We start from the raw sequence: 20501 nt of genomic DNA on the forward strand, positions 1-20501 counted from the left end.
GCGATGCGGCAACAACAGCCCGCTGGTAGAAATCCATGACCTTAAAATGGAAGAGCGTCACGTCGATTTTGGCGACGCCGACGCTAGTAGTTTTGCACTTGAGAACGATAGAACCACCCCTACTGCTCGCTGCACCATCGATCTCGTGATTTGCGCCGGATGCAGAAGGCAGGTCGAAGGGCCGTAGGCTACCTGGCCCCTGCCTTCGTGTGAAGCCGGGACGCCAAAGACCAGGGCGCATCCAGCGAGCGGTCGGGAGCGCAGCCCTCGAACGAGCTGTCCCGCTATCCCCACACCCAACTTGGTGGGACAGGGACATGGGCTACCGCATAGCCTTTCCGGCAAGGCCGCCTTAATGCATGCCGCGCAAAGGAACCCGCACTTTGATTACCGACAGGCGCGGCGCCCCGGCCACATTGCAACGACGATCAATTCCAAACGTTCGCGAACGCCTCCGCTATCGGACGACCAGATCGACCGCAGCTTTCTAGAGATCGGGTGGATATCCATATCGCACCAACAAGCTTGCGAACCTCGATCCTCATTCTGGCCCGAACGCTCTCCTTGCGAGTCCAGTCGATCGAGCCCGACTTCCGAATGGCCGCGACGAGGGCTAGGCAGCCGACCATTTGGCGGATTCAGCGACAAGGAAATCGGCGAAGGTCCTTGCGGAGGGTTTGGAGCCTCTGCCGTCCGGAAACACGGCATGCAGTTCGACCGACCCCATATCCCAGTCAGCCAACACCCGAACGAGGGAGCCGTTCTTGATCTCGCCTCGGCAACCGACGCTCGCCATCGAGGTTAGTCCGAGGCCGGCAACTGCTGCTGCTGTCGCGACTTCATTGACGGTCGCCGTCAGCCGGCCGCCCACGCGCACCGACGTCGCCTTGCCGTTCTTGCGGAACGTCCAGGCGGGGCCGAGGCGCGACGGTCCCACGATGACGGAATGTGCTGCGAGGTCGGCGGGCGTCTGGGGAACGCCGAACCGTTCGAGATAGGCCGGCGAAGCGACGATCACGCGTGGCCATGCCGCAATACGACGCGCCACTGCCGACGAATCCGGAAGCGCCCCGAATCTCAGCCCGATATCGATGCTCTCACTCACGAAGTTCTGCCGCATGTCGTCGGCCACGAGCTCGACCCGCAGCGCCGGATGCTGGTCCATGAAAACTGGAAGGCGCGGCGCGATCTCCCGGATCGCGAAGGTGGATGAAAGGCCGACGCGCAAAACCCCGCGTAGTTCGCCGGTCCCGCGCACCGCGTATTCGGCTTCGTCGAGCGCGCTGAGGATCGGTTCGACCCGCGCCAGAAAGTCGGCGCCGGCCTCGGTCAGGGTGACGGCGCGCGTCGTGCGTGTGAACAGAGCTGCGCCCATCTTGCGCTCGAGGGCTGCAATCGTGCGAGACACCGTCGGCTGAGGAATATTGAGCTCGCGGCCGCCGGCCGAGAAGGACCCCCGCCTGGCAACGCGAACGAACAGGCGTAACGACGAGAGGTGATCATTCATGGCAAAGATGGATAACTGAAAGCCATAATCCCCGTCTACTGGCTTGGATTTGGATGGAGCACTTTCCCGATCGCAGGACGCGGATGCGTCCCAACCGAGGAAAAAGCGATGTCCCTTCAAGCCAAACTGAATGCCCTCAAGACGAAATTCGAAACCGAAATGGCGCCGCCTGAGGTCGTGGCGGTCATGCACCGCGTCACCGACGAGCTGATCGCTTCGGGTCAGGCGGGCCGTGCTCTGCATGCGGGCGACCGCGCTCCGGTGTTTGCGCTGCCCGATCCGGACGGCAAGCTGGTGTCGTCGCAGGACCTGCTGGCCAGAGGTCCGCTGGTCCTGACATTCTATCGCGGCGCCTGGTGCCCCTACTGCAATCTCGACCTTCAGGCGCTTGAGGAGGCTCGGTCTCAAATCGAAGCGCGGGGCGCATCTCTTGTTGCCGTCTCACAGCAGACAGCCGCCAACAGTCGCAAAGCCCAGCGCAACAATAAGCTCGGCTTCCCCATTGTCGGCGACAAGGGCGGCGAACTGGCCTCGAAATTCGGGATCCGCTGGCACCTTCCCGAAGACCTGCAGGCGGTCCACAAGCAGCTCGGCGCCGACCTCGTCGCCTTCAATGGTGAGGACAGCTGGACGCTGCCGATGCCGGCGCGATACGTGATCCGGCAGGACGGCGTCATTGCCTACGCGGAAATCAATCCGGACTATACGCGCAGGCCGGAGCCTACGGACGTGTTGCCCGTCCTCGATCAGCTGAAGCGTTCGAGCGCGGTCTAACGCGGCATTCTCGAGCCGGAGTCGGGGAACGAATTGGATCTCCGGCTTTGTCGCAGATAGCATGGCGAACACGACCGATCCTTTCACGCGAAGCAGCCGGCGCCTGAGGCATCAAGAGGATCCATTCATATCCAGAACTGCTTTGATTGTCGGCTCCACGCCAAGCCGTCGCAGCCGGGTCGTTCGCCTTGGCATAAGCGAAACCACTAGCCGCGTGGCGCACCAACGACGCTTGGCGCCTTCTGCTCTCGCTTCCATTCCCTGTCGTCCGCGTGCGGCGCTATCTTGAACCACGCTTTTCCTAAATCGGTCTTCCAATTCTCTCTGGGATGGATTGGGCCCACGGTCGGACTAGAAGGTGGTGCAATTCGTACGGGCGGGTGACCAAATGGGTTTTGTGCAAGAGCTGTTTGACCGGTTGCACAGATGCACAGGGCTGATGCGAGCATGAGCGATATTGAGGTATGCATGGCTTTTCCTCCTGTTGTTCTCCTCACTATGCATACTCGTCCCAGAGTATTATTGATTTAACTCAACCATTGCTTGTTGTCAGGCGAGTGCTCCGGCAGACAGATTTTGGCCCATCTCTTCGATATAGGCGTGCCCCATTCGCACGCCGCACTTGAGGGCGAAACGGACATGCGGCGCACGGGTATGAAACGGTGCCTTTCGTGGTGCCTCGGTCGCCCGACATGCGCAAACTTTGGTCGGCAGCGTCCTCGCGATCTGCGGTGTGATGTTGGCTCGCGGCATCGGTCCCTCTCTAATCGTATTGTCTCCCCCCGCCGCGCGCCCCTCGCCGGTTAACAATTGCTTAACCCAAATCGCGCCATCGTCCGGCGCGAGCGGCGGGATGAATGCCCGCACTGGCGGCTGGCGGTGATCCGGACGAGCGCGTCCGTCGCGTTCGAATCCCGCAGGTGCCGGTTGCGCTCGGGCGTACGCCAGCGGCAGGGCCGGTGGCGATCAGTATCCAGAGGTCATGGTGGGACGTCTCTCGCGAGGGCACGGCGCCTGTGCGCGCGACGACTCGACCGGCACTGGCGATGCACCGGCTGCCGGCAGCGGCACCGGACCAACGGCCGAAGACGCAACGCGAGACAAAGGCGACCCCGCGACATGAGCACCACTGCCCTCGACAACAACACCCAGTTCCAGTCGATCCTCGGCCAGATCCGGACGCTCGCCTACAAATATATCGAGGACAAGGATTTCGTCAGCGCGCAGCTCGCGTTCCAGAAGCTGCTCGAGCTCGACCCGAAGGACATCAACGCGCGCTTCATCTATGCGCAGCTGATCGACGACGGCTCGCACAAGAAGCGCGCCGAGGCGCGCGACATGATGCTGGCGATCCTCGACGAGAACCCCGAGATCTTCGAGCAGGCCACCGAAGGCAATCTGCACCTGATCCGCAGCGCCGCCGTGCGCTGCAGCCATGTCGGCCCGTTCACGCGCTCGATGGAGCTGTTCCGCAAGCTCGCGGCAGCCTCCAACGAGGCCGCCGACTATTTCTCGCTCAGCGAGATCCTGACCCAGAACAACGAGTTCGAGGAGGCTGTCGCCGCGCTCGAAAAGGCGATCAAGCTGAACCCGGCCTACGACAACCCGCTCAACCGCGAGACGCTGGAGCTTTCGCGCACCAACGCCAAGAAGGGCAAGGTCAAGGACGCCAAGGCAGGCCGCGCCAAGGTCGGCCGCTATCCGGAGACCAAGGACTTCCTCGGCGACCTGCAGACGCTGATCACCAGCCACATCGCCGTGAACCTCGCCGCCGCGCCAAAGTTTCTCGACAAGAGCACGCGCTTCTTCACCATGGGCTCGTGCTTCGCGCGCAACCTCTCCAAGAGCCTCAATGACAGCGGCTACAACAGCCACCACATGGAGATCTCGGAGTACATCAACACGACCTTCGCCAACCGCGTGTTCGTCGACTGGCTGCGCGGCGCCAACATCGATCCGGAGATCCGCGAGCGCATCGTCGAGCTGCTGCCGCCGGGATCGAGCCCGGAGAATACGCTGGCGGTCATCAAGCAGGCCGACGTCTTCATCCTGACGCTTGGCGTCGCCGCGGCCTTCTTCGACCGCGAGACCGGCGCCTTCGTGCTGCCGCGGCCGACCGCGCTGAACTCGCGGGCGCTGGCGGAGAAGTACAAGTTCCGCACCGCCAGCGTGCAGGAGAACGTCGACAACGTCCTCTACCTGATCGAGTTCATCCGCAGCATCCGGCCGGACATCAAGGTGATCGTCACCGTGTCGCCGGTGCCGCTGTTGACCTCGTTCGAATATGAATCGGTGGTGCAGGCCGACTGCCTGTCGAAGAGCACGATGCGGCTGGTCGCGCACGAGGTCGTCAACAATTCGAACCTCGCGGACATCTGGTACTGGCCGTCGTTCGAGGTATTCCGCTGGGCCGGCTCGAACGCGTCGAGCTTCTTCGCCGCCGACGACGGCGCCGCCTGGCACGTCTCGGAGGACAAGGTGTCCGCGACCGTCCGCGCCTTCGTGCAGACCTTCTCGCCGGCCTGAGCGCCGGTCGGGACGGCGATCGAAGGCGGCTGCCTCAGGGCAGCCGCTTCTTCCACAGGCGGATGATCAGGATGCCGGCCTGGGCGTAGCCCGGGGGCGAGCTTTCCGTGCCGAACGGCGTCTTCGAATACAGCGAGCTGGAGACCAGGAAGCCGCCGACATACGGCTCCGGCAAGCCCGACAGCGCCAGGAAGCAGCGGTGGGTGAGCAGGCCGTCCTCCGGCAGATTGCCGCGCACCAGCCGGCAGTCGCCGATGCCGGTGAATGCGATGCCGTTGAGCTGGCCTTCGGTGTAGGTGCCGAGCAGGGTCGGATCCATCGCCTGACCGATACAGACCCGCATCTCGCCAATGCTCTTGTCGCCGGTCTCGGTCATGCGGCCGTCAGCCGGCCGGACCCCGACGGAGCGGATCGATAGCTGATCCTCCAGCGCCGGCGCGAAGCCGGTCTTGGTCGGCGCGCAGAAATCCGACGGCACGACACGGCCCTGGCGCACGCTCCGCGCGATGTAGATCTCCTCGACGTTGTCGTCGCCGGACTGCGCCCGGCCCTGCCCGCTGGCGGCCAGCAGGGTCACGGCCGCCAAGAACACTGCAACGATCACCCGGCGCATGCGCGCATCCTTCCCGCGAATCGATCACTCTCCCTATCGGATTCGGCGAATCTTCTGAACAGCACCAACGAACAGTACACATGCATACGATCATACCTCAAGACGGAGATCTCGCCGGCACCATGGACCACCTCCTCGTGACGGTAATTTGGTAGCAGAAGCCGAATCTGCCCGACCGCCGCGGTGCTCACCGCCCAAGCGCTGCAGCCGGTGGATTTCCGGAGGGGCTCGTCCCGAGCTCCCTTGTCCTGAACGGACATCGCCGCGGCGCTGGAAAAGGTTTCGAGAAAGATGGTGCGCCGATCCGCACTGCCGTGTGCCGGCATACGGCTCCATTCGCGCGCGCAATGCCGAGTGTGACGGCGGTCACATCGAGCCGCCGCGCTGGCGGCTAAACTTCCCGCAGCCAACAAAGGGGAGCTTACTCGATGCGCAAGATGATCCTGATCGGAGCCATGGTGCTCGCCTCCGCCACGGTCGCGCGGGCCGAGGGGACACGCAGCCTGTCGCTGTCGTCGAACGACGCCGCCGCGCGGGCGCCGCGGCCGACCTACGTCCAGCAGGCCGGCGAGGTCACCGTCACCCCGGCGCCCGTTCCGGCCGTCGCGGCCCAGACCCAGCCCATCGACCCGCCCGCTGCGCCACCGGTCGCGCCAGCGGCTCCGGCCGCCGCACCGTCGCCGCTGCAGCCCGCCGCCACTGCGGCGCCGGCACCGCAGCCGGGCTCGGTGCAGCGATCATCGCGGCGGTCGAAATCGGCGCGCTCCGACCGGACGCGCCGCAAGGGCTGGACCGAAGCCCGCATCGTCCGCGAGCTGCATCGCCACGGCATCTATTGGTGAGCGGCCGGCAACAGAGGACAAACGAAAAAGGCCGGGCGAACGCCCGGCCTTTCGCGCGCAGAGGTCATGCAGCGATCACTGCGAGATGGTCTGGATCACGCTCGAGATCGGCCGCGCATTGGTCATCGTGGTCGGCAGCTTCGGATCCTGGCCGATCATCGCGTCATATTCCGGCAACGTGTCGAGCGTGCCCTTCGGCTTCATCGCGACCACCTTGTAGCCGCCGGCCTTGAGCCGCCGCAGCAGGGTCGGCAGCGCCAGCGCCGTGTTCTTCTGGAAGTCGTGCATCAGGATGATGCCCTTGCCCTTCTTGTCGAGCCCGGCCATCACGGTGTTGACGACCTGGTCGGCGTCCTTGGAGCGGAAGTCGAAGCTGTCGACGTCGCAGGAGAACATCGCGATGTTGCGGCTGCCGAGATAGGCCACCGCCGACGGCCGGTGCTGCAACTGCGGGAAGCGGAAGAACGGCGCCGGGTTGGTGCCGAGCGCAAATTTCACCGCGCTGAAGCCCTTCTCCAGCTCCTCCTTCGCCATCTCGTCGGTCATCTTCTTGCCGTTCAGGTTGGCGTGCGACCAGGTGTGCACGCCGACCACGTGACCGGCGGCCAGCACCTGGCGCAGGATCTCCGGATGATAGGTCGCATGCTTGCCGATCGAGAAGAAGATGCCGGTGGTGCATTCGTCGGCCAGCGCCTTCAGCACCGCCGGCGTGTTGACCGGCCACGGGCCGTCATCGAAGGTCAGCACCACCTCGCGGTCGGCGAGGAAGTCGAACTGCTTGAAGTGGTCGAGGCCGAAGCCGGGGCCACCTGACGTGTCGACCATGACGGTGCGGGAGATGCCGAGCGCGTCCGGATTGGCGCAGGTCGATCTGGGCTGCACCGGCGCCGGCACGCTCGCGGCCGTGCGCGTGGGAATGGTGCCGGTGGTCTCGACATCATCCTTCGCGCTGGCCTTGGCGGCAACGCGCGCCGGAGGCGGCGCCGGCTCGGACGGCTTCGCCGCTGCGCTCTGCGCGGCGGCCTTGGCGGCGCTGGGCTTCGATACGTAGTACCAGACACCGGTGATCGCCAACGCCGCGACGACGGTGGCCAGCAGCAAGCCTAACGCATGACGCATGGTTACTCTTCCCGAAAACGCGAGACACTCGATGGCGGACGCAACGCTGTCCGCCTGCTTCGATTAGCTTCCATTAGTGCCAACGAATCCTTAACGCGGTGCCAACACGGGCAGGATCAGCCAAGATTTCCAGGATGATGCCGGCGCGAGATCGGCAGTTGACCGGAGCGACATGTCGCCGCGGCCATCGGCCTGCCGAACCTGCCGGGCAGGGTTGAGCCGCCGGATCTGGCGTGACCGGCATCACGGTTGCTAGAGCGGGATCGGACCATGATGGGCGCATTGAAACGCGGCCCGCGACATGCGGCGCCAATGGGAGCCAGCCATGACGAATTCGACCAATCTGATGAAGGCCGCTCTGACGGTCGTCGGCCTTGCCGCCGTCTCGACCTTGTCATCGACCGCGAGCTTCGCCTTCAGCGCCGAGGCGCAGCAGATGTGCACCGGCGACGCCTTCCGGCTGTGCAGCAGCGAGATCCCTAACATCCCGGCGATCACCGCCTGCATGATCAAGAACCGCTCGTCGCTGAGCTCCGGCTGCCGCGTCGTGCTCGACCGCGAGCTATCCAGGCGCAACGGCAAGGTCGCCGAGGCGGGCGACGCCAATTGAGAACGCTTCCGGCTCCCGCCTGCGCGCCCCGGCTGCGACCGGGGCGCTTGCGAGGCCCGGTTGTGAGCACTAAAAGCGCCGCCAAACCTTCAATGCCGGGAGCGAGGCGCCAGTCATGAACAAACTCACACTGATCATCCCCCTGGTGCTGATCGCGTCGACCGCCTCGGCCCAGCAGCAGCCCGGTCAGGACGCGTGCGCGCGCGACGTGTCACGGCATTGCCGCGCCGTGATGAACAACGGCGACCAGGCGGTGCTGGCCTGCCTGAAGGAGCATCGCGCCAAGCTGTCCAAGGCCTGCGAGAAGGTGCTGACCGAGCACGGGCAGTAAGCGCCTGCTCAATGCAGATGCTCCGGAGGAGCTACGGCCCGCTGCGAGCCGCCGAGGCGACAGCCGGCGCCTGCTCGGCGGTGCGGTCGATGTCGTCCCTGGCTCGGACCGAACCGAACGGGCGCTCCAGCATGCGGCGGATGCGCACCGGGTCGGTGCCGATGTGGAAATCGATCGCGCGCTTGTGCAGCTCGCGCTCGGCGCGCGTCGAGCGGTTGCGCTGGCGCAGATAGTCGATCCAGGTCGGACAGTGATAGCGCTCGGTCCACAATTCGGGATCGGCGATGTCGCGCGCGATCGACCAGCCATAGGCGCCGTTGCGCTGGCGGCTGAGCTGCACGTCCTGCATCAGGTCGTGGAAGGCGCGGGCATTGTCCTCGGCAACGCGGTACTCGATCTCGACCACCAGCGGACCGGAGCGCGGCGTCAGCTCGAGCTGCACCTCGGGATCGGCCAGGGTCTCACCGTCCTCGTTGCGGGCGCCGATCGGCGGCATCCGCAGCCACAGGCCGAGCAGCGGCGACACCATCATCAGCGCTCCCGACGCGAGCAGCGCGACCTCGACGCCGGCGGCGTCGGTGAGACGTCCCCAGCCCCAACTGCCGATCGCGATGCCGCCGGAGATCGCCGCCTGGAATGCCGCGAGCGCGCGGCCCGCGACCCAGCGTGGCGCCGACAACTGCACGCCGATGTTGAACAGCGCCACCGCGAGCATCCACACCGCGCCGGCGATGACGAGCGCCGCCGCCGTCAGCACCGGCGCGGTGCTGAGCGCGACGGCCGCGGTGGCCGCGCCCAAGGTGAGCGCGCAGGTGCGGATCGCGGCCTCGCCCGACAGCCGCTTCCTGATCTCGCCGATGTTGAGCGCGCCGACCACCGCGCCCATGCCGAAGGCGCCGAGCATGATGCCGTAGGTCTGCGCGCCGCCATGCAGCAGGTCGCGCGCGACCAGCGGCATCAGCGCCGAGATCGAGCCGCCGATGATGCCGGTGACCAGCGTGCGGATCAGCACGATCCGGATCGACGGCGAATGGACGATGTAGCGGACGCCGGAGACAATGGCGCGGTTGAGCGGCTCGCGCGGCAGCCGGCTCGGCTCGACCACGCGCCGCCACAGGAACAGCGCCGCGAGCAGCGGCAGATACAGCAGCGCATTGGCCGCGAACGCCGCGACCGCGCCGGCGGCCGCGACCACGACGCCGCCGATCGCAGGTCCGAAGCTGCGCGCGATGTTGTAGCTGATGCCGTTCAGCGCGACCGCGGCCGGCAGCGTCTCCGGCGGCACCTGTTCGCTGACCGAGGATTGCCAGGCCGGCCCCATCAGCGCCATGCCGCTGCCGATGACGAAGCACAGCGCCAGCAGGCGCTCGGGCGTCACCAGCCCGTACCATGCCAGCACCGTCAGGGTGGCGGCGCCGCCGAGCGCCACCGCGAGCGCGACCAGCGCGACGATGCGCCGGTCGTACATGTCGGCGATCGCGCCGGCGGGCATCGAGATGAACATCACCGGCAGCATCAAGGCGGTCTGCACCAGCGCCACCTTGTCGGCCGACGACGTCATCTGCGTCATCGCCCAGGCGGCGCCGACCGCCTGGATCAGCAGGCCCAGGTTCGACAGCAGGCTCGCCAGCCAGATGCGGCGGAACACCGCGTGCCGGAGCGGCGCGGCGATGCTCTCGGCCGCGAACAGCTCACGTTTCTGCGGCGCATTCATGCGGGTCCGTCCACGTCGCCAGGTCGCCTCCGATAAGATCGCATCGAACTATCGCTTGATTCCGGCCGGACCTATGTGATGCCTGCGAATGTCTGCCGCTGTCCAGTGCCCAGAGCGCTCGCATCAGGGACCGCGGCCAACGAACACGACATGAACAAGACCAAAGGGAGACCGCCGATGAATCTGACGCGCCGCACCATTTTGAAGAGCATGGGAACCTTGCCCCTGCTCACGAGCGGCCTGACCTTACCAGCGCGCGCGCAAACGGCGGCAGCCGCGGCCGGCGAGATGCCGCCTGTGCTGTTCGTCCACGGCAATGGCGATCACGCGGCGCTATGGATGACCACGCTGTGGCGGATGGAATCCGACGGCGTGCCGCGCACGCGCCTCGCTGCGCTGGACTTCACCGACCCGCTGGCGCGCAACGACGATTCCGTGGCGCAGCCGAGCCGCTCGTCGACCGAGGATCAGCGCCGCGAGCTGACCGAAGCGATCAAGGCCCTCAAGGAGCGCACGGGCGCGGCGCGCATCGCATTGGTCGGCAGCTCGCGCGGCGGCAACGCGATCCGCAACGTGGTGAAGAACGGCGGCGGCGCCGATGTCAGTCATGCCGTGCTGTGCGGCACGCCCAATCATGGCGTGTTCGATTGGGAGGACAGTCCCGGCAGCGAGTTCAACGGCCGCGGCCCATTCCTGCGCGGACTGAATGCCGGCGACAGCGAGGTGACCGAGGGCACCGCCTTCCTGACGCTGCGCAGCGATGGCCTCGACAAATATGCCCAGGCTGACGGCCGCCTGGTCGGCAAGCCCGGTGTCCCCACCGGCATCACGGCCGAGGGGCCAGCGCTGAAAGGCGCGACCAATCTGGTGATCGGCGCGCTCGACCATCGCGAGGTGGCGTTCCATCCGCGCGCGTTCCGGGAGATCTATAAGTTCATCGCCGGCCGAGAGCCGACGCAGATCGCGATCCAGCCGGAGCCGCAGGTGCGGATCAGCGGCCTCGTGACGGCAACGCCGGGCGGCGCGCCGACCAATCGCCCGGTGGCGGGCGCAAGCGTGGAGGTCTATCGCGTCTCGAGCGAGACCGGCGCACGCAATGGCGAGCCGGTGTATCGCGGCCAGACCGGCGCCGACGGACGCTGGGGTCCCGCGGAGGTCGACCCGACGTCCTATCTCGAGATCGTGCTGACTTCGCCGGGCGCGCCGATCACGCATTTCTACCGCTCGCCATTCCCGCGTTCGTCCGACGTCGTGCATCTGCGCGCGGCGCGGCCGCTCGGCAAGGCCGATGCCGGCGCTGGAGCGATCCTCATCATGATCAGGCCGCGCGGCTATTTCGGCCTGCCCCGTGACATCGTGCTGCTCGACGGCAAGGAACCTGCCGACATACAGAAGGGAATACCGACCGATGCCGCAACGACATTGCGGCTGCCGGCGGGCGACGTCGGACGCAGCGTCACCGGACTGTTCAACGAGGAACGCATCGCCGCCCGTCTTTGGCCAGCATCGGAGAGCAGGATTGCAATGATCGAGCTGACTAATTAGTTGCCGGAGTATGATGGTACATCACAGCCTCGAAGAGCGCGGAATCGCTCTCTCCCTCTCGCGTTGCGAGCGAGATGACAGCGTTACCTCTGGCAGAAGACCGTCCCTGCGCGGCGGCCCGGCGCGGCCTGCAGCCGGGGGCTCGGTTGGTCGCAATGCAGCCGATCGATGGTTCCAGGCTCGTGACAGCGTCAAGAGGCCGTGAATGAGTACCGCCGACGTCCATTATCTGCCGCAGGCACGATTGCCGCTGATACCGCCAACACCGCCGCGGGCGCCGGACAGCATGGGCGCGCTGCGCCGCGTGCTGATGATGGGCGACAACGCGATCGCGACCTGGAGCCAGCGCGCCTATGAGGACGACATCATTCGCGGCCGCTTCTTCGGCAGCTCCAGCTACATTCTCAATACGCCCGATACGATCAAGCATGTGCTGGTCGACAATTGGGAGAACTACGGCCGCACCGTCGGCGCCATCCGCGTGCTGCGTCCGGTGCTCGGCGAGGGGCTGCTGATCGCCGAAGGCAAGGCATGGAAGCACCAGCGCCGGACGCTCGCGCCGGCTTTCACGCCACGCGCCGTTTCCGGCCTCGTCCCGCACATGGTCGCGGTGAGCGACGAGACCGTCGCCAGGCTGAGGCCGCAATGCGGGCAGCCGCTCGACCTGCGCGAGATCATGCAGCGCATGACGCTCGACATCGCCGGCCGCACGATGTTCTCGTTCGAGATGGGCCGCCACGGCGCCACCCTGCGCGATTTCGTCTACGAATATGGCGCGCGGCTGGCCAGCCCGCATCTGCTCGACATCGTGCTGCCGCTGTCCTGGCCGACACCGCGCGATGTCGCGCGCCGGCGGTTCCGCAAGCGCTGGACCGCCTTCGTCGCCATGCTGATGGCGGAGCGCCGCGCCGCCGGCAAGCTGGAGGACGCGCCGCCGCGCGACCTGTTCGACCTGATGGGCGCGGCACGCGATCCCGAGACCGGCGCGGCGTTCACCGACGCACAACTCGCCGACGAGGTCGCGACCATGATCCTCGCCGGCCATGAAACCACGGCAACGGCACTGTTCTGGGCGCTGTATCTGATCGCGCTCGATCCAGCCAATCAGGACAGGCTGGCGCAGGAGGCGCGCGCCGCGACCGATCTCAGCGACCCCGATCAACTGCCGTTCACGCGCGCCGTGCTGGACGAGACATTGCGGCTCTATCCGCCCGCGTTCCTGATCGCGCGCGCCGCCGGCGGCCCGGACCGGATCGCCGCGTTCCCCGTGAAGCGCGGCGACGTCGTGCTGATCTCGCCGTGGCTGCTGCACCGGCACGAGAAGCTGTGGGATGCCCCCAACGCCTTCAAGCCCGAGCGATTCGTGCCGGGCGCGCCGCCGCCGGAGCGCTTCGCCTATCTGCCGTTCGGGGCCGGCGCGCGGGTCTGCATCGGGGCGCATTTCGCGCTCGTCGAAGCCGTGCTGGCGCTGGCGCGGCTGGTCGGCGCCTTCAGGATCGAGCTCGTCGACCGCGCGCCGGTGCTGCCGGTGGGCGTGGTGACGACGCAGCCGGACCGGTCGCCGCTGTTCAAGATCACGTCCAGGATGGAGGTCTGACCGCCACGCGGCAGCCACGCCCGGCACTTGCTTGCGGGTTTGCCAAGTCCCATCTTAGCCGGGCATGAGCGACATCCAGGCCCAGCTTTCGGTTCTGAAGCAGACCGCCCATCCGGCCGTCGCCGACGCGATCATACGGCTGATCGAGTCGGGCGAAGATCACGAGCTCAACCGTATCAACGCCCTCGAGTTCTCCGCGCGCGCAGGTCTCGACGAGGAGCAGGTCATCTCCGGCTTCCTCCATGCGGCACGGATCGGCTTGTTCGATCTCACCTGGAACGTCCTGTGTCCCGGCTGCAGCGGCGTGCTCGATGCGCACGCCACGCTGAAATCCCTCCGCCATGACGATTACCATTGCGGATTATGCGCGTGCGGCTACGAGCCCTCCGTCGACGAGCAGGTCGAGGTTGCCTTCACCGTGACCTCCAAGGTCAGGCGCATCGCAGCCCACGATCCCAACACGCTGACGCTCTGGGAGTATTACAAGCAGATCTTCTGGAGCTCCGGCATCGACCTCGACCGGGAGTCCTTTGCTTCGCTGAGCGAGCAAGTGACCCTCGATGCCCTCGAGCTGCCGGCCGGCGAGAAGGCGGTGCTATCGCTGCAGCTCCCGTCGGATTTCATCATCATCTTCGAGCCGGTGACGCATTCTGCGCATTTCATCGACGTTCAGGGCGAGCCGACCAGGGAGCGCCAGCAACTCGGGCTGCTGTTCAACAAGACGCATCCTCCGACCGGTTCGGTCACCTTGCGTCCAGGCCCGCTGCGGCTGGCGCTCGACAATCAGGCCGGCGTACGGACGCTGCCGACGGTGTTCATCGCCGGCGATGCGCTCCACCATCTCCTCGGCAAGCGCCGGCCGTTCCTGACCGCCAAGCGCATCCTGTCCAACCAGACCTTCCGCGACGTGTTCAAGGCCGACAATCTCAACATCGACCAGCGGCTGAAGATCACCTCACTGACATTCCTGTTCACCGACCTCAAGAGCTCGACCGCGCTGTACGAACGCGTCGGCGACCTCGCGGCGTTCGACCTGGTGCGCGCCCATTTCCGCGCGCTGCTGGAGATCATCAACGCCGAGAAGGGCGCGGTGGTGAAGACGATCGGCGACGCCGTGATGGCGACCTTCATCAAGCCCGAGCATGCGCTCGCCGCGGGCCTGCGCATGCGCGCGGCGATGCAGCGGCTGAACGCCGAGCGGGGCACTGAGGATCTCGTGGTCAAGATCGGCATCCATGAGGGGCCATGCCTCGCGGTGATGCTGAACGACCGCCAGGACTATTTCGGCCAGACCGTCAACATCGCCGCCCGCGTGCAGAGCCTGTCGACCGCGCAGGAGATCCACCTCACCGCGCCGGTGATCGAGAGCCCGGGCGTCGCCGACATCCTGCGCAGCGCAAAGATCGCGCCGATCCAGAAGCACGCGGCGCTGCGCGGCATCGCCGACCGGATGATGGTGTACGAAATCCCCTGAGGCCTTACCGAAATGTCATGCGCTGCGCAGGCCGCGGCGGATTGCCGGCGGCGCGTGGCATTTGCATATAATGAGCAGTTGCCGACCGGCTTGCGGCCGCCAAGGGATCCAACAGCGAAGGACGCCATGCTCGAAGGACTGCGCCAATTCATCGCCGACGTGGTTTCGCCGCACGAAACCCCGGCCTTCGACGACAACGGCTATCAGCTGGCGGCAACCGCGCTGCTGATCCACGTGATCTCGCTGGACGGCGAGCCGAGCGAGATCGAGCGGCGCAAGCTGCACGGCCTGATCGAGCTGCGCTTCGGGCTCGACCACGGCTCCGCCGACCGGCTGATCGCCCAGGCCATGCTGGCCGAGGGCGAAGCGGTCGATCTCTATCGCTTCACCAGCGTGATCATGCGCGAGGTCGATGAAGCCGGCCGCCTGCGCATCGTCGAGATGATGTGGGAGCTGGTGTTCGCCGACGGCAAGGTGACCGAGTTCGAGGACAATGTGGTCTGGCGCGCCTCGGAGCTGCTCGGCATCTCCACGCATGACCGCATCGACATCAAGCACCGGGTCGCGGCGCGCAAGTCCGGCGCTCCCGCGTGAACCGCTCTGTCTCGGCCGGAACCGGCGTGATCCGGAGATGAACAAACTTTAATTTTGTTCCGGACCTCGCCCCCTGCATGTAAACCTATGTGAATCCGAAACTATTACTGCAATCTGGTGCAGGACTGCCGATCGCGGCGTCTTGCATGTTCCCGTCCGCCTATGCTCTCGTCCGCCGCTATTGGATGATGTGTGGATTGTGATCGAAGAGCAGGATTGTGGGTGAACGTGTCACGCTGGTAACGGGTGCGTCGGCCGGGATCGGCAGCGAATTGGCGCGCGTGTTTGCGGCGAATGGTCACCGGCTCGCATTGACGGCCCGGCGCGAAGACCGGCTCGCCGCGCTGGCGCAGGAGATCGCGGCCAAAGGCGGCCCGGCGCCGCTGGTGATCCCCTGTGATCTCACCTCCGCCGACGCCGGGGCGACCATCGAGGCCGCGCTGGCCGCCGCCGGCGTGGAGCTGGAATATCTGGTCAACAATGCCGGCTTCGGCCTGTTCGGCAAGGCGGTGCAGCTCGACCGCGCCGAGCAGCTGGACATGATCTCGGTGAATGTCCGCGCCCTGACCGAGCTGTCGCTGCGCTTTTCCGAGCAGTTGATCCGCAACAAGGGCGGCATTCTCAATCTGGGCTCGGTGGCCGGGTTCCTGCCGGGGCCCGGCATGGCGGTCTATTACGCCTCCAAGGCCTATGTGATCTCGTTCACCGAGGCGCTGCGCAAGGAGATGGCGCCGCATGGCGTCCGGGTCACCGTGCTGTGCCCCGGTCCGGTGCCGTCTGAATTCCAGGATCGCGCCGGGTTCAAACCGGGCGTGGATTCGGTGATCCTCAACGTCTCGCCCAAGGCGGTGGCAGAGGCCGGCTACCGCGGCCTGATGGCCGACAAGCGCGTGGTGCTGCCCGGGCTCGGCATCAAGATCGTACCGTTCCTGCTGCGCTGGTTCCCGCGGGGCTTCATCCTCGATGCGGTCGGGCGGCTGCAATTGAAGCGGAGCTGATCGCGCTGGCCCGGCCCTTGCTTTGCAATGTGCGCTCGCTCACGCGCCGTTAACCTTTGCTTAGCTATGATCGCCAGGTGATGCTCAGGCAAGACCCTTCGTTCCATCCGAACGGGCCCCAGGCGGACGTTCGGCAGCTCCATCCGAAGCCGGCCATGGCGGCTACGCCGCATCGGCCGGTCCTCATCATCCTGCACCAGGAAACCTCGAGCCCCGGCCGGGTCGGCAATGCGCTGCGCGCCCGCGGCTATCCGCTCGACATCCGCCGGCCGCGGTTCGGCGACCCGCTGCCGGAGACGCTCGATGGGCACGCGGGTGCCGTTATTTTCGGCGGTCCGATGAGCGCGAACGACCCGGACGATTTCGTCCGCCGCGAGATCGACTGGATCGAAGTGCCGCTGCGGGAGCAGCGTCCGTTTCTGGGCATCTGCCTGGGCGCGCAGATGCTGGCGATCCAGCTCGGCGCCGAGGTGGCGCCGCATCCGCAGGGGCGCGCCGAGATCGGCTATTATCCGATCCGCCCGACCCGGGCCGGGCGCAAGCTGTGCCCGCATTGGCCCGACCATGTCTATCACTGGCACCGCGAGGGCTTCGACCTGCCCGATGGCGCCGAGCTGCTCGCCGAGGGCGGCGATTTTCCGGTGCAAGCCTATCAGTACCAGAACGCCACCGGGCTGCAGTTCCACCCCGACGTGACCTACGCGATGATGTGCCGCTGGACGACCCGCGGCCATGCCCGGCTGGACACGCCCGGCGCCCGCCTGCGCCACCATCATTTCGAAGGCCGCGCCGTCCACGATGCCGCCGAGCGGGCGTGGCTGGCGCATTTTCTGGACGGCTGGCTGACACGCGAGCCGGTCGCGGCGATGGCGGAGGCGGCGGAGTAGTGGCGACGGTTCGGGTGAGTCAGTTCTGGTGACTGGTGTCAGCCCGGCTTCGCCAAGTGGCTTCGCCGGGGCACCACGCTTCGCCCTTCGGGCTCTTGCGTGGCTGCGCCACGCGTAGCCCGAAGGGCGAAGCGTGGTGGAGCCAGGCGGGATCGAACCGCCGACCTCGTCATTGCGAACGACGCGCTCTCCCAGCTGAGCTATGGCCCCGTAACACGACCGCTTCGATGTTGGGAAAAGGCGGCCGGCAGATCGGGCGCCATTTACAGTGGGTGCCGAGGTCAAGTCAAGAACGGTCACATCGCCCGTTAGCCTTGACGGGCACCTTCCCTTGTTTGCGCCGGGGGGAACCGATATCTAGCGGACGTCACAGGTCGAATTCGCGACCTCGCCCCCGAGTGGACCCGCATGCGTGCCGTTCTCGACATCGTTCTGATCGTTCTCGACCTCTATGTCTGGCTGCTGATCGCCTCGGCGATCCTGTCGTGGCTGATCGCGTTCAACGTCGTCAACACGCGCAATCAGTTCGTCTCCGCCGTGGCCGAGTTCCTGTACCGAATCACCGAGCCGGTGCTGGCGCCGATCCGCCGCATGCTGCCCAATCTCGGCGGCCTCGACATCTCGCCGATCATCCTGATCCTCATCATCATGCTGATCCAGCGCGTGATCACCTACTACATCTATCCCTTCGTGTTCTGATCGGCCTGGCCGCCCGCCATGGAGCCCTGGCGCGCCGCCGGTGACGGTCTCACCGTCGCGCTGCGCGTCACGCCGCGCGGCGGCCGGGACGCGATTGACGGCGTCGAAACGCTGTCCGACGGCCGCAGCGTGCTCAAGGTCCGCGTCCGGGCCATCGCCGATGGCGGCGAGGCGAATCGCGCGGTGACCGAGCTGCTCGCCAAGGCGATCGGCGTCACCAAGGCCTCGGTGCGAATCACCTCGGGCACCACCTCGCGGCTGAAGCAGGTTGCCATCGATGGCGATCCCGCCAAGCTCGATCAGGCCTTGCGCGACCTCATTGCAGCCCATAAGCCGACCGGGAAATCCTAGAGCGGGCCGCGCTCGTGCGACCAGCGGCGAACGACGAGGCAGAGAGCAGACATGACGGCGCGCATCATCGATGGAAAAGTGATTGCGGCGGATCTGCGCGCGCAAGTCGCCCGTGAGGTCGAGCGGGTCAAGCGCGAACATGGCCTGACGCCAGGGCTGGCCGTGGTGCTGGTCGGCAACGACCCGGCGTCCGAGGTCTATGTCCGCAGCAAGCACACCCAGACCCAGGCGGCCGGCATGGCCTCGTTCGAGCACAGACTGCCGGCCGACGTGTCGCAGGACGCGCTGCTGGCCTTGATCGGCAAGCTCAACCGCGATCCCGCCGTGCACGGCATCCTGGTGCAGCTGCCGCTGCCGAAGGGGCTGGAGACCGAGGTCGTGATCAATGCGATCGATCCGGCGAAGGACGTCGACGGGCTGCATCCGCACAATGCCGGCCGCCTCGCCGGCGGGCAGCCGGCGCTGGCGCCATGCACGCCGCTCGGCTGCATCATCCTCAGCAAGACCATTCACGCCTCGCTGGAGGGCCTGAACGCGATCGTGATCGGCCGCTCCAACCTGGTCGGCCGTCCGCTGGTGCAGTTGCTGCTCAACGAGAACGCCACGGTGACCATCGCGCATTCCCGTTCGCGCGACCTGCCGGCGCTGACCGCGCGCGCCGATCTGGTCTACGCCGCCGTCGGCCGCCCGGAGATGGTGAAGCGCGACTGGATCAAGCCGGGCGCGACCGTGATCGACGTCGGCATCAACCGCATCCCGACGGCCGAGGGCAAGACGCGGCTGGTCGGCGATGTCGCCTATGCAGAGGTGTCGGAGGTCGCCGGCGCGATCACGCCGGTGCCGGGCGGCGTCGGCCAGATGACCGTGGCCTGCCTGCTGGTGAACACGCTGCGCGCCGCCTGCGCCATTGCCGGGCTGCCGAAGCCGGCGGTCTGAGCTCACCGTCATTCCGGGGCGATGCGCAGCATCGAGCTGAGGTGCGCAGTTGCGCACCTGAGAATCTCGAGATTCCGGGTTCAGCCGCTGCGCGGCTGCCCCGGGATGACGTCAATCGTTTTACTTCTTCGCCGCCTTGGCGCGCGCGATGCCCTCGGCGATCAGCTGGTGGGCGTCGTCGGCATTGCCCCAGCGCAGCACCTTCACCCATTTGCCGGGCTCGAGATCCTTGTAGTGCTCGTAGAAGTGCTGGATCTGCTGCAGCGTGATGTCCGGCAGGTCGCTGTAGGTGCGGACCTTGTCGTAACGCTGGGTCAGCTTCGAGGACGGCACCGCGATGATCTTCTCGTCGCCGCCGGCCTCGTCCTCCATCAGCAGCACGCCGACCGGACGCACGCTCATCACCGCGCCCGGCACGATCGCGCGGGTGTTGGCGACCAGCACGTCGCAGGGATCGCCGTCATTGGACAGCGTGTGCGGGATAAAGCCGTAATTGCCGGGATAGCGCATCGCCGTATAGAGGAAGCGGTCGACGAACAGCGTGCCGGCTTCCTTGTCGAGCTCGTACTTGATCGGCTCGCCGCCGACCGGCACTTCGATGACGACGTTGACCTCGCGCGGCGGATCTTTCCCGATCGGGATGGCGTCGATGCGCATGGATGCTCCGTAGAACTTGAACGTTTCAGGGTCGGACGCCCGAGGAATGAGCGCTGGCATTCGCAGTCGCAAAAAAAACGCGGCTGCGCAACAGCTACCTCAAGCCAACACTTTCAGTTCAATTCACCGGCGCGTTAACGCTTAACGCGCCCAGAGCACAGCCGGTCCAGGCTCAGTTGGTCCAGGCAAAGGCAACCTTGTCGAGCGACTTCGGCCCGAAGCGCTCCGACGACCGCGCGACCATCCGGCCGCCCAAGGCGCGGTAGAACTCGGTGGCGGGATCGTTGTCGGACAACGCCCACACCACCATGCTCTTCAGGCCGCTCTGCGCGAGGTCGCGCTTGGCGGACTGAAAGAGCCGGCGACCGAACCCCAGCCCCTGAAATTCCGGTCGCAGATAAAGCTCGTAGACTTCGCCGTCAAAATGCAGGCTGCGGGCGCGATTGCGGCCGTAATTCGCGTAGCCTGCGACCTTGTCGTTGAACACCAGCACGCTGACGCGGCTGCCTTTGCGGATCGCGCTGTCCCACCATTGGGGGCCGCGCCGGTTGATCAGCTTCTCCAGCTCTGCGCCAGGGATGATCCCCTGGTAGGCGGAACGCCAGGCTTCATCATGGGCTGACGCCACCGCAGCCGCATCTGCAGCCTTGGCCGGACGGACTTCGATCAGGGTTGTGCTCATGAGTGGATCAAAGCAAGTCGGCGGTCCGCCTTCAAGGTGCCACGT

The 20501-nt window shown here is 66.2% G+C and carries 21 protein-coding genes and 1 tRNA gene; 14 read left to right on the forward strand and 8 right to left on the reverse strand.

Going from position 1 to position 20501, the window contains the following annotated elements; translation table 11 throughout:
- Nucleotides 1-428: 428 nt before the first annotated feature.
- Together QX128_RS33245 and QX128_RS22665 are read right to left on the reverse strand one after the other, a co-directional pair.
- The gene (locus tag QX128_RS33245) at nucleotides 429-629 is read right to left on the reverse strand and encodes a type I restriction enzyme endonuclease domain-containing protein (RefSeq protein WP_410053172.1); all 201 of its coding nucleotides are present in this window, start codon (nucleotides 627-629) and stop codon (nucleotides 429-431) included.
- Nucleotides 614-1627, reverse strand: a complete 1014-nt coding sequence (locus QX128_RS22665; protein ID WP_316238573.1) for a LysR family transcriptional regulator — start codon at nucleotides 1625-1627, stop codon at nucleotides 614-616. Before QX128_RS22665 ends, QX128_RS33245 begins: the two co-directional genes overlap by 16 nt.
- Between QX128_RS22665 and QX128_RS22670 the strand changes: the two genes are divergently transcribed.
- Nucleotides 1616-2281 carry a peroxiredoxin-like family protein gene (locus QX128_RS22670; protein WP_316238574.1) on the forward strand — a complete coding sequence of 222 codons (666 nt, stop codon included), beginning with the start codon at nucleotides 1616-1618 and terminating at the stop codon, nucleotides 2279-2281. The two genes, QX128_RS22665 and QX128_RS22670, sit on opposite strands and share 12 nt — an antisense overlap.
- Before the next feature lie 1119 nt (nucleotides 2282-3400).
- Nucleotides 3401-4807: a GSCFA domain-containing protein gene (locus tag QX128_RS22675; RefSeq protein ID WP_316238575.1), complete on the forward strand. Its 1407-nt coding sequence runs from the start codon at nucleotides 3401-3403 to the stop codon at nucleotides 4805-4807.
- Nucleotides 4808-4841: 34 nt separating this feature from the next.
- Here the strand turns inward: QX128_RS22675 and QX128_RS22680 are convergent, their stop codons facing one another.
- Nucleotides 4842-5420 carry a hypothetical protein gene (locus tag QX128_RS22680; protein ID WP_316180206.1) on the reverse strand — a complete coding sequence of 193 codons (579 nt, stop codon included), beginning with the start codon at nucleotides 5418-5420 and terminating at the stop codon, nucleotides 4842-4844.
- 428 nt (nucleotides 5421-5848) lie between these two features.
- On the opposite strand from QX128_RS22680, the gene QX128_RS22685 reads away from it, so the two are divergent.
- Nucleotides 5849-6262 (forward strand): hypothetical protein, encoded by a 414-nt coding sequence (locus QX128_RS22685; protein ID WP_315800809.1) that lies wholly within the window; start codon nucleotides 5849-5851, stop codon nucleotides 6260-6262.
- A gap of 75 nt (nucleotides 6263-6337) precedes the next feature.
- Here QX128_RS22685 and QX128_RS22690 read toward each other — a convergent pair whose 3' ends face one another.
- Nucleotides 6338-7381: a polysaccharide deacetylase family protein gene (locus tag QX128_RS22690; protein WP_315800810.1), complete on the reverse strand. Its 1044-nt coding sequence runs from the start codon at nucleotides 7379-7381 to the stop codon at nucleotides 6338-6340.
- Between the two features lie 325 nt (nucleotides 7382-7706).
- Between QX128_RS22690 and QX128_RS22695 the strand changes: the two genes are divergently transcribed.
- Both QX128_RS22695 and QX128_RS22700 read left to right on the forward strand, forming a co-directional pair.
- Nucleotides 7707-7991 (forward strand): hypothetical protein, encoded by a 285-nt coding sequence (locus tag QX128_RS22695; RefSeq protein WP_316215468.1) that lies wholly within the window; start codon nucleotides 7707-7709, stop codon nucleotides 7989-7991.
- Nucleotides 7992-8106: 115 nt separating this feature from the next.
- Complete coding sequence (locus QX128_RS22700) at nucleotides 8107-8322, forward strand: hypothetical protein (protein ID WP_316238576.1); 216 nt, start codon at nucleotides 8107-8109, stop codon at nucleotides 8320-8322.
- A gap of 31 nt (nucleotides 8323-8353) precedes the next feature.
- Here QX128_RS22700 and QX128_RS22705 read toward each other — a convergent pair whose 3' ends face one another.
- Nucleotides 8354-10036, reverse strand: coding sequence for an MFS transporter (locus QX128_RS22705; protein ID WP_316238577.1), 1683 nt, complete (start codon nucleotides 10034-10036; stop codon nucleotides 8354-8356).
- Nucleotides 10037-10213: 177 nt separating this feature from the next.
- Between QX128_RS22705 and QX128_RS22710 the strand changes: the two genes are divergently transcribed.
- From QX128_RS22710 to QX128_RS22735, 6 genes are all read left to right on the forward strand, one after another.
- The gene (locus QX128_RS22710; RefSeq protein WP_316215463.1) at nucleotides 10214-11581 is read left to right on the forward strand and encodes a hydrolase; all 1368 of its coding nucleotides are present in this window, start codon (nucleotides 10214-10216) and stop codon (nucleotides 11579-11581) included.
- Between the two features lie 205 nt (nucleotides 11582-11786).
- Nucleotides 11787-13178 (forward strand): cytochrome P450, encoded by a 1392-nt coding sequence (locus tag QX128_RS22715; protein WP_316238578.1) that lies wholly within the window; start codon nucleotides 11787-11789, stop codon nucleotides 13176-13178.
- A 64-nt stretch (nucleotides 13179-13242) separates the two neighbouring features.
- Nucleotides 13243-14652: an adenylate/guanylate cyclase domain-containing protein gene (locus QX128_RS22720; RefSeq protein ID WP_315800816.1), complete on the forward strand. Its 1410-nt coding sequence runs from the start codon at nucleotides 13243-13245 to the stop codon at nucleotides 14650-14652.
- Between the two features lie 126 nt (nucleotides 14653-14778).
- The gene (locus tag QX128_RS22725) at nucleotides 14779-15246 is read left to right on the forward strand and encodes a TerB family tellurite resistance protein (protein ID WP_315800817.1); all 468 of its coding nucleotides are present in this window, start codon (nucleotides 14779-14781) and stop codon (nucleotides 15244-15246) included.
- A gap of 218 nt (nucleotides 15247-15464) precedes the next feature.
- On the forward strand, nucleotides 15465-16244 hold the full coding sequence (locus tag QX128_RS22730; RefSeq protein WP_315800818.1) for an SDR family oxidoreductase: 780 nt from the start codon (nucleotides 15465-15467) through the stop codon (nucleotides 16242-16244).
- Between the two features lie 80 nt (nucleotides 16245-16324).
- Entirely contained in the window at nucleotides 16325-17131 is an 807-nt protein-coding gene (locus tag QX128_RS22735; protein ID WP_316238618.1) for a glutamine amidotransferase, read from the forward strand.
- A 134-nt stretch (nucleotides 17132-17265) separates the two neighbouring features.
- Here the strand turns inward: QX128_RS22735 and QX128_RS22740 are convergent.
- Nucleotides 17266-17341 (reverse strand) — tRNA-Ala (locus QX128_RS22740).
- Nucleotides 17342-17539: 198 nt separating this feature from the next.
- On the opposite strand from QX128_RS22740, the gene QX128_RS22745 reads away from it, so the two are divergent.
- The 3 genes from QX128_RS22745 to folD are packed head-to-tail and all read left to right on the forward strand — an operon-like array spanning nucleotide 17540 to nucleotide 19117.
- Nucleotides 17540-17830 (forward strand): YggT family protein, encoded by a 291-nt coding sequence (locus tag QX128_RS22745; RefSeq protein WP_315716734.1) that lies wholly within the window; start codon nucleotides 17540-17542, stop codon nucleotides 17828-17830.
- 18 nt (nucleotides 17831-17848) lie between these two features.
- Nucleotides 17849-18181 (forward strand): DUF167 domain-containing protein, encoded by a 333-nt coding sequence (locus tag QX128_RS22750; protein ID WP_316238579.1) that lies wholly within the window; start codon nucleotides 17849-17851, stop codon nucleotides 18179-18181.
- A gap of 51 nt (nucleotides 18182-18232) precedes the next feature.
- On the forward strand, nucleotides 18233-19117 hold the full coding sequence (folD, locus tag QX128_RS22755) for a bifunctional methylenetetrahydrofolate dehydrogenase/methenyltetrahydrofolate cyclohydrolase FolD (protein WP_315800821.1): 885 nt from the start codon (nucleotides 18233-18235) through the stop codon (nucleotides 19115-19117).
- Between the two features lie 120 nt (nucleotides 19118-19237).
- Here the strand turns inward: folD and ppa are convergent, their stop codons facing one another.
- Both ppa and QX128_RS22765 read right to left on the reverse strand, forming a co-directional pair.
- Nucleotides 19238-19774 carry an inorganic diphosphatase gene (gene ppa / locus QX128_RS22760; RefSeq protein ID WP_011923519.1) on the reverse strand — a complete coding sequence of 179 codons (537 nt, stop codon included), beginning with the start codon at nucleotides 19772-19774 and terminating at the stop codon, nucleotides 19238-19240.
- 172 nt (nucleotides 19775-19946) lie between these two features.
- Nucleotides 19947-20456, reverse strand: a complete 510-nt coding sequence (locus QX128_RS22765) for a GNAT family N-acetyltransferase (RefSeq protein WP_006611902.1) — start codon at nucleotides 20454-20456, stop codon at nucleotides 19947-19949.
- Nucleotides 20457-20501 lie beyond the last annotated feature (45 nt).

The organism is Bradyrhizobium sp. SZCCHNR1015, assembly GCF_032489875.1.
In the GTDB taxonomy this organism is placed as follows: Bacteria; Pseudomonadota; Alphaproteobacteria; order Rhizobiales; family Xanthobacteraceae; genus Bradyrhizobium.